Annotated in this window: 13 protein-coding genes and 1 pseudogene; 9 read left to right on the forward strand and 5 right to left on the reverse strand. The window is 62.1% G+C overall.

What is annotated here, in order from left to right; all coding sequences use genetic code 11:
- Window positions 1-140: 140 nt before the first annotated feature.
- Together NKI37_RS17975 and NKI37_RS17980 are read right to left on the reverse strand one after the other, a co-directional pair.
- Complete coding sequence (locus NKI37_RS17975) at window positions 141-1,490, reverse strand: sigma-54-dependent transcriptional regulator (protein WP_027049383.1); 1,350 nt, start codon at window positions 1,488-1,490, stop codon at window positions 141-143.
- The gene (locus NKI37_RS17980; RefSeq protein WP_023669668.1) at window positions 1,487-3,346 is read right to left on the reverse strand and encodes a sensor histidine kinase; all 1,860 of its coding nucleotides are present in this window, start codon (window positions 3,344-3,346) and stop codon (window positions 1,487-1,489) included. Before NKI37_RS17980 ends, NKI37_RS17975 begins: the two co-directional genes overlap by 4 nt.
- A gap of 232 nt (window positions 3,347-3,578) precedes the next feature.
- On the opposite strand from NKI37_RS17980, the gene NKI37_RS17985 reads away from it, so the two are divergent.
- Together NKI37_RS17985 and NKI37_RS17990 are read left to right on the forward strand one after the other, a co-directional pair.
- Complete coding sequence (locus NKI37_RS17985; RefSeq protein WP_023669669.1) at window positions 3,579-4,913, forward strand: dicarboxylate/amino acid:cation symporter; 1,335 nt, start codon at window positions 3,579-3,581, stop codon at window positions 4,911-4,913.
- Window positions 4,914-5,048: 135 nt separating this feature from the next.
- Window positions 5,049-5,631, forward strand: a pseudogene (locus NKI37_RS17990) (histidine phosphatase family protein).
- 22 nt (window positions 5,632-5,653) lie between these two features.
- Here NKI37_RS17990 and NKI37_RS17995 read toward each other — a convergent pair.
- Window positions 5,654-6,406 (reverse strand): pseudouridine synthase, encoded by a 753-nt coding sequence (locus tag NKI37_RS17995; protein ID WP_023669671.1) that lies wholly within the window; start codon window positions 6,404-6,406, stop codon window positions 5,654-5,656.
- A gap of 148 nt (window positions 6,407-6,554) precedes the next feature.
- On the opposite strand from NKI37_RS17995, the gene NKI37_RS18000 reads away from it, so the two are divergent.
- Window positions 6,555-6,716, forward strand: coding sequence for a hypothetical protein (locus tag NKI37_RS18000; RefSeq protein WP_023669672.1), 162 nt, complete (start codon window positions 6,555-6,557; stop codon window positions 6,714-6,716).
- 28 nt (window positions 6,717-6,744) lie between these two features.
- Entirely contained in the window at window positions 6,745-6,954 is a 210-nt protein-coding gene (locus NKI37_RS18005; RefSeq protein ID WP_023669673.1) for a DUF768 domain-containing protein, read from the forward strand.
- Between the two features lie 89 nt (window positions 6,955-7,043).
- Here the strand turns inward: NKI37_RS18005 and NKI37_RS18010 are convergent, their stop codons facing one another.
- Window positions 7,044-7,502 carry a hypothetical protein gene (locus NKI37_RS18010; RefSeq protein ID WP_023669674.1) on the reverse strand — a complete coding sequence of 153 codons (459 nt, stop codon included), beginning with the start codon at window positions 7,500-7,502 and terminating at the stop codon, window positions 7,044-7,046.
- Between the two features lie 190 nt (window positions 7,503-7,692).
- Between NKI37_RS18010 and NKI37_RS18015 the strand changes: the two genes are divergently transcribed.
- The 5 genes from NKI37_RS18015 (at window position 7,693) to NKI37_RS18035 (ending at window position 13,361) form a co-directional block, all read left to right on the forward strand.
- The gene (locus NKI37_RS18015) at window positions 7,693-7,956 is read left to right on the forward strand and encodes a DUF982 domain-containing protein (RefSeq protein WP_023669675.1); all 264 of its coding nucleotides are present in this window, start codon (window positions 7,693-7,695) and stop codon (window positions 7,954-7,956) included.
- 60 nt (window positions 7,957-8,016) lie between these two features.
- Window positions 8,017-8,616 carry an SOS response-associated peptidase gene (locus NKI37_RS18020; protein ID WP_352789797.1) on the forward strand — a complete coding sequence of 200 codons (600 nt, stop codon included), beginning with the start codon at window positions 8,017-8,019 and terminating at the stop codon, window positions 8,614-8,616.
- Between the two features lie 727 nt (window positions 8,617-9,343).
- Complete coding sequence (locus tag NKI37_RS18025; RefSeq protein WP_352763764.1) at window positions 9,344-9,535, forward strand: hypothetical protein; 192 nt, start codon at window positions 9,344-9,346, stop codon at window positions 9,533-9,535.
- Between the two features lie 300 nt (window positions 9,536-9,835).
- Window positions 9,836-11,197, forward strand: coding sequence for a YcaO-like family protein (locus NKI37_RS18030; RefSeq protein ID WP_352789800.1), 1,362 nt, complete (start codon window positions 9,836-9,838; stop codon window positions 11,195-11,197).
- An 85-nt stretch (window positions 11,198-11,282) separates the two neighbouring features.
- Window positions 11,283-13,361 carry an AfsR/SARP family transcriptional regulator gene (locus tag NKI37_RS18035; RefSeq protein ID WP_352794524.1) on the forward strand — a complete coding sequence of 693 codons (2,079 nt, stop codon included), beginning with the start codon at window positions 11,283-11,285 and terminating at the stop codon, window positions 13,359-13,361.
- Here the strand turns inward: NKI37_RS18035 and NKI37_RS18040 are convergent.
- Window positions 13,323-13,733 carry a hypothetical protein gene (locus tag NKI37_RS18040; protein ID WP_352763755.1) on the reverse strand — a complete coding sequence of 137 codons (411 nt, stop codon included), beginning with the start codon at window positions 13,731-13,733 and terminating at the stop codon, window positions 13,323-13,325. The two genes, NKI37_RS18035 and NKI37_RS18040, sit on opposite strands and share 39 nt — an antisense overlap.
- Between the last annotated feature and the right edge of the window lie 20 nt (window positions 13,734-13,753).

Here is a 13,753-nt window from a genome sequence, read left to right on the forward strand (position 1 = left end):
GCAACCGGATCGCGCCGTGCCGAAGGCCGCCGATGCGGTCTTCAACACTTTCTGATGCCGACTTGCCACGGTTTTTTTGCGCCGGTTCACAAAATCTACCCTGCTTTCGGGTCCACACGCCTGAATACCTGGAAAATGAATTACCTGGAAAAATCGCTGCGCACGATGCGGTGCCGCTGCAGCTTGTCGTAGAAGGTCTTGCGCGGAATGCCGAGCGCTTCAATCGTGCGCCGGACATCGCCGTCATTGCGGCCAAGCGCCTCGCGGATGACATTGGCTTCATAGCGTTCCAGCCGTTCCGGCAGTGAGCTGGCGTCATCCGGCTCCGCCGGGGCGGAAGGTGGCGCTTGCGCCGCTTCCTCGAGTCCCAGCACGAAACGCTCGGCGAAATGCGCGAGTTCACGCACATTGCCCGGCCAGTCGTGCTGGCTCAGATGGCGGTGCACTGAGGCAGGCACGGCTGGCATTTGCCGGCGGAAGCGGCCGGCTGCACGCTCGGCGAAGTAGAAGAACAGCAGGGCGACGTCGTCGCGGCGTTCGCGCAGCGGCGGGATCGAGATCGTCACCACATTGAGCCGGTAGTAGAGATCCTCGCGGAAGGCGCCGCGCTGGCTGGCGTCGCCGAGATCGACCTTGGCGGCGGCGACGACGCGCAGGTCGACCGGCCGGATTTCATTGGTGCCGAGCGGCGTCACCTCGCGCATTTCCAGCACCCGCAGCATCTGCACCTGGGTCGAGGCCGGCATGCTTTCGATCTCGTCGAGGAACAGCGTGCCGCCGCTCGAATGCTCGATCCGGCCGATGCGCTTCTTCTGTGCGCCGGTGAAGGCGCCGGCCTCATGGCCGAACAGCTCGCTTTCGATGACCGTGTCCGGCAGCGCGCCGCAATTCAGCGCCACGAAATTGCCCCTGGCGCGGCGGCTCCAGCGATGCAGCAGGCTCGCCACCACCTCCTTGCCGGAGCCGGTCTCGCCGGTCACCAGAACGTCGACATCGGTATCGGCGATTTGCCGCAGCGTCCGGCGCAATCGCTCCATCGCCAGCGTCTGCCCGATCAGCGGCAGGCCGTCCTGCGCCTGTTCGGCGCTTTCGCGCAAGGCGCGGTTCTCCATCACCAGCCGGCGCTTTTCCGCCGCCCGTGCCACACTTTGCGCCAGCCGGTCGGCGGCGAAAGGCTTGGTGATGAAGTCGTAGGCGCCATCCTTGATCGCCTTGACCGCAACCGCGATGTCGCCATGCCCGGTGACCAGGATTACCGGAATGTCGGCATCAAGCTGCAAGACGCGGTCGAAGAGCTGCAGGCCGTCAATGCCGGGCATGCGGATGTCGGACACCACCACGCCGGGAAAATTGGCGTCGAGCCCGGCCAGCGCCTCGTTCGCCACCGCAAAGGCCGAGACGGAAAAACCAGCGAGTTCCAGCGTCTGCCGCGTGGCCCTCCGCAATTCGCTATCGTCGTCGATCAATACGACCGGTGCGGTGTCCATCATGCTGCCCTGGCGAGGTGAATGGTAAAGCGCGTGCCGGCCTGGTCGCTCGCCACCTCGATGCGTCCGCCATAGTCGGCGACGATGTCCTGCGAGATGACGAGGCCGAGCCCGAGGCCTTTTTCCTTCGAGGTGTTGAACGGCGTGAACAATGACTTGAGGATGGCAGGCGAAATGCCCGGCCCATTGTCGGCGACGGCAAGCGCCACGCCGTCGGCCGTCTCCTGGGCCGACACCTGCACCCTGGCGCCGTCGCGCCCGTCCAGCGCTTCCAGCGCATTCTGGAACAGGTTGATCAGCACCTGTTCGAGCCGCAGCCGGTTGCCCATCACCTTGAGCGTTACCGGCGGAAGCGTGATATCGAGTGCGTCCAGCCGACCGGCAAAGCGGCTTCTGAGCAGCACCACGGCGCCCTCGATGACGCCGCGCAATTCGACCGGTTCGGCTGCCGTGCGCCCCTTGCGGGCAAAGACCTTCAACTCTTCGGTGATGCCGCCGATGCGCTCGGTCAGCGCGGCAATCGCGCCAAGGTTCTCCTCGGCCGAGGCGGTCTGCTTGCGCTCCAGGAACACACGCGCATTGTCGGCATAGGCGCGGATCGTCGCCACCGGCTGGTTGATCTCATGCGCGACCCCGGCGGCAACCTGGCCGAGGGTAGCAAGACGGTTGGCCTGCACCAATTCCTGCTGCATGACCTGCAGCTTGGCTTCGGTGCTGCGGTGATCGGTGATCTCGGCCTGCAGCCGGTCGCGCGCCAGGCTGAGGTCATGCGTACGCTCGACGACGCGGCGCTCAAGCTCGATGCGCGCTGCCTGTTCGGCAGCGATGCGCATCTGCGCCGACTGACGGCGCCACAGGAGATAGCCGGCCAGCGCCAGCAACGGCACCACGACGCCCAGCGCCAGCAGCCGCATCTCACGCACCGCAGCCGCGATCGGCGCTTCGACCGGCACGAGATAATCGAGCCGCCATGGCGTCGATTGGACCAGTGTCGAAAGCCTGAGATATTCGGCATCGCTGCCGCCCGGTGTTATCGCATGCACCATCGACACGTCAGGGCTCAATGCCTCGGGGCGTGTGATCGGCAAGGGGATCAGCGGCGCGTTGCCGAATTGCTGGCTGCTCCGGATGGCGGCAGCCACCGGGCCGGTCAGCGGCGCGGTGGTCATGAAGCGCCAGGACGGCACGCTGGTGATCAGCACGACGCCGTGGTCGTCGCTGACATAGGCCGGCCGGTTGGCCTCATGCCAGTCGGCTTCAAGCTGGTCGAATTCCATCTTAACGACGACGACGCCGAGCGGTGCCGCCGCATTGCCGACGCGACGCGAAATATAGAGGCCCGGGCGCTTGCTGATGTTGCCCAGCGCAAAATATTCGGCCGTTCTCGATTGCATGGCGCCGGAGAAATAGGCGCGGAAACCATAGTCGTTGCCGACGAAGCTGGTTGTTTCGCGCCAGTTGCTGGAGGCGATCGCAAACCCGTCGACGCCGGTGACGTAAAGCACCGAAGCCTTGGTGCCGGAGACCAGCCCTTCGAGCTTGCGGTTGAGCACGTCGATCGTGACAGCGCCCTTGTTCTGCAGGGCGTCATGCACCTGCTGGTCCTCGGACAAGAGCAGCGGCAGCGCCCGCGGGCTTTCCAGCACGGCGCGCAGCAACGCAACCTTCAGATTGGCATCGGTGCGGCCTTGCGCCGCCAGTGCCGCGACCTCGGCGCGGCGCGAGTAGAGGCCGGCGCCGGTGAGCGCCGTGGCAACGATCACCAGCGCGATCGCCGCAAACAGCAGCCAGGCGCGACGCGCGCGTTTGCCGAGTTGCTCGGGCGTCGGCGACAGGACCGCGGCAGGGCGTTGCAGCATTCCCTATTTGTGCATGATTTCGCACAAAGCACAATTCAGTCATGCGGATGTCCGCACTTGCGGTTGCGGCGCACCAGCTCGGTCGACAAAGATCTCCAACAAAATCAATGGATACGGTAATGCCGCTCAGTCTGGCACGGCAGTTGCAGTGACCAGTACAGCAGTCGCGAGGCTGCGGAAACAACTTGCCCCGGGAGGTCGAGCTTTCGATCGGGGCGCCATGGAGGACGTCATGCAGCCAGCATTCGCTGCCGCCGAACCGCGCGGCAAGCTACCCTTTTACCGTCATCTCTACGTGCAGGTCCTGACGGCGATCGCCGCCGGCATCCTGCTCGGTCATTTCTATCCCGAACTCGGTGCTTCGCTGAAGCCGCTCGGCGATGCCTTCATCAAGCTGGTCAAGATGGTGATCGCGCCGGTCATCTTCCTGACGGTGACCACAGGCATTGCCGGCGTCTCCGACCTGAAAAAGGTTGGCCGCGTCGCCGGCAAGGCGATGATCTATTTCCTGGTCTTTTCGACCCTGGCGCTGGTCGTCGGCATGGTCGTCTCCAACGTCGTCCAACCGGGCGCCGGCATGCACATCAATGCGGCGACGCTCGACCCCTCGAAGGTCGCCACCTTCACCGAGAAGGCGCATGACACGACCATCGTCGGCTTCCTGCTCAACATCATCCCCGACACCATCACCGGCGCCTTCGCGCAAGGCGACATCCTGCAGGTGCTGTTCTTCTCGGTGCTGTTCGGCATCTCTCTCGCTCTGGTCGGCGAGCGCGGCCGCCCGGTCGTCGATTTCCTGCAGGCGCTGACCTCGCCTATCTTCCGCCTGGTCGCCATCCTGATGAAGGCCGCCCCCATCGGCGCCTTCGGCGCCATGGCCTTCACCGTCGGCAAATACGGCATCGGCGCGATTGCCAACCTCGCCTTTCTGATCGGCACCTTCTACCTGACGTCGCTGCTCTTCGTGCTGGTCGTGCTCGGCGCTGTCGCTTGGTACAACGGCTTCTCGATCCTCGCCTTGATCCGCTACATCAAGGAAGAGCTGCTGCTGGTGCTCGGCACCTCGTCCTCGGAAGCCGCTCTTCCCGGCCTGATGGCCAAGATGGAGCGCGCCGGCTGCAACCGCTCGGTGGTCGGCCTGGTCATCCCGACCGGCTATTCCTTCAACCTCGACGGCACCAACATCTACATGACGCTGGCGGCGCTGTTCATCGCCCAGGCGACCGATACGCCGCTCACCTATGGCGACCAGATTCTGCTGCTGCTGGTTGCCATGCTGAGCTCCAAGGGTGCCGCCGGCATCACCGGCGCCGGCTTTATCACGCTGGCCGCCACGCTCTCTGTCGTGCCTACGGTACCCGTTGCCGGCATGGCGCTGATCCTAGGGGTCGACCGCTTCATGTCGGAATGCCGGGCGCTGACCAACTTCGTCGGCAATGCAGTGGCGACGATCGTTGTGGCGCGCTGGGAAGGCGAACTCGACCAGACCAAGTTCGCCGCCGCCATGGCCGGCACATTGTCCGAGGAAGCCGACCTGGCGCTGTCGGGCGATCTGCAGCCCGCCTGACCGCTCCGGGCACTGACGTTTGAGCACAAGGCCGCAGCCGATTCGGTTGCGGCCTTTCCTTTTCCGCCTGCACGCGGCTGGCGCTGGCCGGGCCCTCCCGGGTAGGGTGCGGACGTAAAACCGAAAGGCCGGCCCATGAGCAATCCGTACCCCGAAATCTACCTCGTCCGTCACGGCGAGACGGAGTGGAGCGCTTCGGGAAAACACACCGGCCGCACCGACATACCGTTGACGCCAAAGGGCGAGGCGGCGGCTCGCGGCGTGGCGGACCGGCTCAAGGATCTGTCCTTCCAGGCGGTGTGGTCGAGCCCGTCGCAGCGCGCCTTCAGCACCTGCACGCTTGCCGGCTTCGGCGCTGCTGCCGTCAAGAAGGACGACCTGCAGGAATGGGACTATGGCGCCTATGAGGGCGTTAAGACCAAGGAGATTCTTGTGCAGCGCCCCGGCTGGCAATTGTTCCGTGACGGCTGTCCCGACGGCGAGTCGGTAGCGGATGTTGGCGCCAGGGCCGACAGGATCATCGCCGGGCTGCGGGCAATCGAGGGCAATGTGCTGGTGTTTTTCAAGCTCGCATTTCCTGCGCGTGCTGGCCGCGCGCTGGCTCGGTCTGCCACCCGAAGGCGGTGCGCACTTCGTACTTGATACCGCGAGCCTCAGCATCCTCGGCTATGAGCACGATCTGAGCGAGCCGGTGATACGCAGGTGGAACCAGAAGTAGGGTTTCGCGGCAAGCCTGCCTCTTAACGCGCGAGCACCGCCAATTCCTCCGATGTCAGATGCCGCGCCTTGCCCTTGGCGAGTTCGCCGAGCTGCAAACCGCCGATCGCCACCCGAACCAGCCTCAGCACCTCGATGTCGAATGCCCCGAGCAGGCGGCGGATCTGGCGGTTGCGGCCCTCGTCGAGCACGATTTCCAGCCAGGCAGTGCGGCCGCCGCTGCGCAGCAGTTCGATCGAACTTGCGGTCAGCAGTTCGCCGTCGACGATCGCTCCGTCGCGAAAGCGCGCCAGCATCGCTTCGTCGGGCGCGGTGCCGATCTGGACATGATAGGTCTTGGCGACATGCGAGGCCGGATCGAGCAGGCGGTTGGCCCAGCGCGTGTCGTTGGTCATCAGCAACAGGCCTTCGCTGGCCTTGTCGAGGCGGCCGACCGGCGACACGAAAGGCAACTCCAGTTCCACCAGGCAGTCATAGACGGTGCCACGATCCTGCGGGTCATCGCGCGTGGTGACCTGTCCGCGCGGCTTATTGATCATCAGGTAGACTTTTGCCTCGCCGACGATCTGCTCGCCGTCGACAGCGATGCGGTCGCGGCCGAGATCGACACGCAGCGACGGATCGCGCACCACCTTGCCGCCAACCCGCACGCGCCCTTCGGCTATCAGCAGCTCGGCCTGCTTGCGCGAACACAGGCCGAGTTTGGAAAGCGCCCGGTTCAGGCTAACGCCTGCCTTGGCGGCCTGGTGTCGGGCGATGTCTGGTGGCCGTGCCATGTCCTGCTTGCCATCCCAATGATCGGCATCGACAAATGCCACGCCCCGCATTGGCTTCGCAACCTGCCGCGGCATCAACATCACGGGTCGCGGGAGCGGGGCTGTTCTCAAATACGATGTGTCAGGGGGTCGGGCTCAACAGCCCGCCATGGAACGCTGCCCCGCGACGGACGTTGTTGCCGACGAGCGATTTGTCGCGAAAGGCACCGCCATGAAGAAAATCTACCAAAAGCCGACGCTCGTGAAGCGAGGCAGGCTCACCAGCCTGACGGCTCAGATCGTCGCTTCTGGGGTCATTCTGGGGGAATGATCCCCCAGATAAGGGAAGGGATAAATCGATGAGCGAGCGCGGCGTTGATTTCCTGCAGGGCTGGATCCACGAGCACCTGCCGGGCGAACTGCCTGCCGACAAGGCAACGGCTCGAACCCTAACCACGCGAGCTGCCCTGGATGCTCGGCATTTAGGCCTTGAGGTCAGCGAGATCGAAGAGGATCTCGGTCCGCTGGAACGGGTGATTTTCGAGGCGCTGGATCAGCCCGATATCTGAGCCCCCGATATGAGCCCATTGCAGGCGATATTGGCCCATCGCCATCCTGGCGGGGGCTTTTCCGTGATGGCATCCGTGGGTGCGCAGCCCTAGGCAGCCCGCGCAGCTGACGCTCCCCGTGCCGGCGGCAATTCGAACACAGTGGCGCCGTTCTCTCGGCCGCGTTCGACATAACCGATGACACGGAACCATTTGCCGACGTCGGCCCGCTGCAGCCAGCTGCGCGAGTGGATGGGAAGGTTGCCGGCCAGCGCCTGAATGTGGCGGATGTGGCGCCTGCAGAAGCGGACCGTCGCGGCGCTGAAGAAACCCTCCTGCGCGGCAAACAGCGTGTCGGCGGCGTCGCTGTTCTCGTGCCAGGCGACGATCGCCACCGTCTTGTCGCCCTCGACCAGCGCGTGCGCCCGGCCTTCCTTCAAATTCATCATCAGATTGTCGTAGGCGACCTTGCTGTCCTTGCCGGCGGCCACATACTCGTCCGACATCCGCGTGGACAGATCACGGAAGACACTTTCGAGATCGCCGATCGTAGCTGCGCGTGCTCGCATTTCTCCTCCTGCAGCCCCGGCAGGTAGTTTGCCCCAGGGAGAGGGGATCACCAAGCAAATCAAATCCGCCATTTGGCCTATGTGCGCAAAGTGATTTCAGAAGGCGGGTTTATTGCGTTGGCAAATCGCTCCCGTGGAACCGAACTTGCCTCCCCCGAATTGACTCGCGATCGCGTTCGGGCGGGGAAGCATGCAAGATCAGCATTTCGATGAGCCGGTTCGCGTGGCGCTCGGCAGGTCCAGAAACAAGATCTACAAGGTGGAGCGTGTCGCGCAGGCCGCCGATATCCTGATGAACCGATGGCCCGTGAAGACAGGCGGCTATCACGTCGCCGCCCGCAAAGCCTGCCTTGGCGTTCTGGAAGGCCTTCAAGAGGCGCGCTATGCCCGCGCCGCCTTCGTCAACGCGGCGATCGAGGCCGATATACTGGTCGAGCGCGACCGCGAGGGTTGAGCGGTCCATCGCCTCTTTGTTTGGCGTGAGGTAAACTGGCAGACCGGTCGGGAGCCTTCCATGTGCAACGACTATGAGCAGCATATTCTCTGGGCTGAATATTGCCGGATGCTGGAGTCGCTGGCACTCGAGATCCCGAACGATCAGACCGAACTTGACCTGCCGCGGGTTGATGACATCCATATCAACGATCCAGCCCCGATCATGCGCGCCGCCGGCGACACCGGCGTTGTTGAACTGACGTCGATGACGTTTGGATTTCCGCCGGCCGGCCCGAAAGGCGGACCAGTGTTCAACTTCCGCTCCGAAGGCCGGCAATTCGCCGGCAGCAAACGCTGCCTCGTGCCGGCATCCGCCTTCTTCGAGTTCACGGGCACGAAGTATCCGAAGGCAAAGCATCGCTTCACGCTCAACGGCTCGCCGTTCATGGCCATCGCAGGGCTTTGGCGTGAAGCTGCCGGCAACAAGCCGCCAACCTTCACCATGCTGACAACCGAACCTGGACCGGATATTGCGCCCTATCACAGTCGGCAGGTCGTGGTGCTTCGGCCCGGCGATTGGGCGGCTTGGCTCAGTCTGACGAAGCCGGAAGCCGAACTGCTGCAGCCGCTTCCAGCCGGCTCGCTGCGCGTGGAGACCGTGCGCCCCGAAAGTTCATAACTCGGTTGCGCAGGCTTGCCGGCACAGCCGGCAGGCCGAAATCAGGAATCCGTCGGTGCGGCGCCAGGAAGTCAAGCCCTTGATGTTCAGAGAAAACTGGTGCCCAAGGGGCGGATTCCAAAAGAAACAAATTTGACTTTGTTTCCAAGTGTTTGGCCCTCTGGAATCGTCACTGCGTGCCAACAGAAGTACCAACTAAATATTTCTGTGGATTATTTGATGAATGAGGAAGTGACGCCCTCCCGCCAGCCGGGTACGGCGCATGGCCACAACGAACATATGTTCCCAAGCGAACGCGGGCGAAAAGGTTGCTGACCGTGTAGACATAGTGCGGGCGGCAAAGCGGTTGAAGCTCAAGGCCAAGATCGCCAGGCCGTCGCCCAAAGGCTGGACCGGCTGCCGCTGCCGGCGATCATCGAAAAGACCGACAGCAGCCTCGCTGTGCTGGCGGCACTGTCGCCAGGCAAGTCCTGCTCCAGGATCCGCACGCCGGGGCGCCGCAGGAGCTTGCGCGGACCGACTTCGAGGCGCTGTGGAGTGGTTTCGTCGTCCTCGTCAGCAGCCGCGCCTTTGTGCAAGGTTTTTCGCGGCGTTTCGACTTCTCCAGGTTCATTCCCGAGATCATCCGCTACCGCTAGATCTTCGCTGAGGTGCTGCTCGCCTCGTTCTTCGTGCAGCTGCTCGGCCTGATCTCACCTATTCTTCTTCCAGCTTGTGATCGACCAAGGTGCTGGTCCACAACGGCCTGACCACGCTTGAAGTGCTGGTCATCGGCCTGTCGGCGGTGTCGATGTTCGGAGTGCTGCTCACCGGGCTTTGCACCTACACCACCATCCATGCAGCAATCGCTACTCAACGACAACCAGTCGCCGATCGCCGTCGACCGCGCTCGGATCGCAGCCCGAATGACTGCTCGTGACGGATATGAGAATCCTGTTGGCAACGCTCGAGGGCGCTGGTGCGGCCGGGATATGGACGCGCGCGAAAGCGCTGGAAGAGAGGCGCGTCATCTCGCCGGTCGTTTGGAGGGACCGGAGGTGTCATCAGGTTGACAATCAGCGGGCCGAGATCATCATCACTTCAAAAGCTTGACGTTCTTTTCATTTGAGGCCGAGATCGGCGCGAGACCGATTCGGGCAAGAAAATGAACTTATGCAGGCGTTGTACAAAAGATACTGCGAGTATCCTGATCTTAGTTACCAAGGAAGCCGTGTTCATAATGGAAACCAAGACGCCCAATTCGGTGGCCACTTCCAACATATTCGAACTGGCAGCGGATCTCCTATCTGGAATACACGACCAGATTGAGTCAGAACGGGTGAAGGACATTTGGAGGTTCTTGGACCTGCTTGGGCTGAGTGATTCGGACGAGCCTTTGACCGCCGATGTGGCAAACAGCGACAACAGAATATCGCTCTTGCGTGCCGCAGCGAAAATAGGCGGAATTTTCCGACTACACTCCAGACACGCGCCGGGGTTGACGTTCTTCGGTGGTGCTGCCCGTCCGCCGTTGGTTCCGACTTCGGATAGTACATCTGTGTCCGTCAGTCTGAACGGAGCTGGAGAAACGCCTCGGGAGGCTTTCGGGGCCTGTATTGGGGAAGGTGTCGAATACCTGTCGCAGTTCCGACACGCGGACGATGCTATCAAAGAGGGACCTTTCGCAGACATCGCGATCTGGAAGGATATGAATCTTGCCGAGCGCCTGACCGATTGGGTGGGCCTCCCCGCCACAGGACCAGATCCGGTCGAATGGTTCGCCGCGACGAGGCTTCACGACGGCGAAGCTGGCTGCCTGCCTGCCTGTCTTATCTTGCGGCCTCCGGCAGGTGACAATTTTGATCTGGGACGTCTTGCCCTCGGCAGCGGCTGTGCGGCCGGGCCGACTTGGAGCGCGGCTGTGACCGCAGCCTTGTGCGAGGTGCTAGAACGCGACGCGGTTGCAATGTGGTGGAGGGGTGGCCGAGCCGGCAGACCGATTGCATTGGAGACCTTGGCCAAAGCTGGCGCGATCGACCTTATCGGCAGGATCAGGAAGGAGACGCAGGGTCGTGTGACAACACTCATCGACATATCGAGCGAATTCGAAATTCCCTGCATTGCAGCGATATCATTCGATCGGGACGGCAGCGGCTTTGCCGCCGGCTTCGCCTGTCGTCTGAATGCCAGACAGGCCTGCAGGGCAGCTATCGTCGAAATGTGCCAGATGGAGCTCGGCCATGACGTCGTCTCCGCCAAGCGCTCGAACTTGGGTGCCGACAGCCTGAACGAGGCAGACATCAGGCAGGAACAGCGCAAGAAAGAACGTCTGGCAAGCCTGGCTCACCTCGTCGATGGCTTGATGGGCGCCATATCACTGAACAGCACGGAACCAGAGAGCCTTTCAGAAGCCCTCTCTAGGCTGGCGTCCGCCGGTTTCCATGCCTACGCTGCCGATCTGACCCGCGCCGAATTCGCCATCCCGGTCGCACGCGTCATCGTCCCCGGGCTGCAACCATACCCTTCAACGTTCGTCAGCTCGCGGCTCGCGGAGGCTGCGTCGCATAAATCTCCCTATGCTAATGGTATTGATTTATTCTAATATTAGGTTTGATCGATATTCTCTGGGGGAGTGATCGACAAAACTCAAGATGCGATCAGCAGAACAGCCGCAGGTACCAGACGGAATGGACGGAAATATCCGGCTGACGATCTTTGGAAAGGCGGCTCTTGCCTACGAGGGCCGCGAGGTTCCAATCGTCAATCGCAAATCAATAGCATTGCTGGCTTACCTGGCAAATACGTTGCATGGTTCGGAGAGCCGCGAGCGCCTGGCAGGACTGCTGTGGAGCGAGTCAAGCGAGGAGAGGGCACGCGCTTCGCTGCGGCAGACTGTCGGTGATCTCAAGGATTGCTTGGCCGTCTGCGAAACAATGCCCTTCACCGCGGACAGGCTGAACGTGTATTTTCGATTGCCGCTCGTCCGCGTCGATCTGCACGAGATGCGTGAATCGCTGGCTCGCGGCACCATCGATCCGGTGCTGCTGGAAAGAAAGCGGCTCTGTGACAGCTTGCTTTCAGGCTTCGAGGATCTGGATCCGGGTTTCCGCACCTGGCTGATGGTGCAGCGTCAGTGTCTGCACGATGAATTCGTGCGGTATCTCGAAGATATTGTTGCTGCACCCCCTGACATCGCCATGCTCAAGCGTGCGGGTTTGGCGCTACTCAATCTCGACCCGACGCACGAGCTGGGCTGCAGGGCGGCGATGGAAGCATCGGCGCGGTTGGGCGATCTTGCCGGTTCGCTCCGCCTCTACAAGTCGCTTTGGGACGTCCTCGGCGAGGACTTCGACTCGGAGCCGTCCGAGAAGACGCAAGATCTCGTTCTCGACATCAAGATGGGTCGCGTGGAACCGCCGCGCGGCGCTGAACCAGTGGGTTCAAGTGGTGGAGAGCCGACAGCGCGCAACGCCGTAACGTTCTTCGGCTCGCAGTCGCCTCAGCCTCAAATCAACCAGAGTCTGTTTCTCTTCGTCGGTCCGTTCGAAGCCAGCGAGATCGCCACGATCGCCACGGCTTCGATCCGTATCTTCCGTCATGAGCTGGTTGCCTCGCTGGTCCGGTTTCGCGACTGGGGCGTGCTCGACCTGGAAGGAAGATCGCCTGTCGATGTTGGCCGGCCAGCCTTCTTGATTGAAGCCACAGCCTTCGACGGCAATGGCTCGCTGCGCGTTGTCTTGACGCTGAAGGAGATCGCTACGGGGCGCTTCATCTGGAGCGAACAGTTTTCGATCGAGGCCACCGATTGGTACCAGACCCAGCAGCGGATGATCCGGCGCATCGCGGTCGCGCTGGACGTCAGCATGTCGTCCGAGCGCCTGACCCAAGTATCGAGCATCCCGGATCTGTCACTCGACCAGTTCGACAAATGGCTGAGGGCGCAGGAACTGATTTTCCGGTGGCGCCCGCAAGATGAAGCCAAGGCCGAAGCGCTCTTCCGTTCGATCATCAGCGAGGCGCCACGGTTCGCTCCCGCCTACTCCGGTATTGCGGGCATCCTGAACTCCCGTCACCTGATGTTTCCGGGCATCCTGCGCGCCAAGGACCAGCATGCCGAAGCCCTCAGCCTTGCCAAGACCGCGGTGCAGATCGATCCGATCGATTCCAGGACCCAGCTTCACCTCGCCTGGTCCTATGCAATGAACGGCATGCCTGACAGGGCCGGCCTGAACTTCCTGTTGGCCTGCGAACTCAATTCAAACGATCCCTGGACGTTGGTGTCGGCGTCACTCGGGCTCGCATATTGCGACGATCTCGACAACGCGGAGCGGCTTTCGAAGCTGGCGCTCGATATTGGTCTGGGCCTGTCCAAACTGCATTGGAGCTATCAGGCCAGCATCAGGTTCATCCTCGAGGATTTCGCCGGATGCATCAATGCGGCAAATCAGGCGGAAGACATCGTCTTCTACATCGGTGCCTGGAAGGCGGCGGCGTGCGCCATCGTCGGCGATCTCGACGCCGCGCACCTGGAATTCCAAAAGTTTGTTTCTCTCATTCGCGCGAACTGGTTTTCTGCCCAGCCACCGAGCAACGAAGAGGTCGTTCGGTGGCTGCTGCAGTGTTTCCCGATTGCCAGCCCCAAGGTCCTGGCAAATCTTGAGCGGGGACTCGAACTCGCGGGTTTGGCCGCGCCGAGGCAAGACCACACGCTGCTGCCGGCTGGCCTTCTAGCGGCAGCCCCGGATCGTGTAGTCGGCGATGCGTGAATAGAAGAGCGTCTCGCGCTTGACATCATCGAATTTGGCAGTGCCTTTGATGAAATCGAAATAAAAATCGGGTATGCCATATTCTTTTAGGCCACCCTTCTCTGTGTCCAACTTCTTTTTCGACTGCGTGACCTGATTGTTGGGCGGCAGGCGCATAAAGAATACGTGATCGTAACCTTGAACGATCTGTATTTCCTTGTAGCGGGCAGGAACGTCGACCATGCCACCAAGCTGTTTCTTGAATTCCGCCATGTCACGCGGCCTTGACTTGGGATTCTGCGCCCACTCCACCACCTTTCTGCCGACGCCTGGAAAATCCAGGATATCGATTGGATCTGGAAACACGTCGGGGTTGTCGACGGGGTCTGGCATGATGTTCCTCCTATGTTGGT

The organism is Mesorhizobium sp. M0626, assembly GCF_040320665.1.
Classification (GTDB): domain Bacteria; phylum Pseudomonadota; class Alphaproteobacteria; order Rhizobiales; family Rhizobiaceae; genus Mesorhizobium.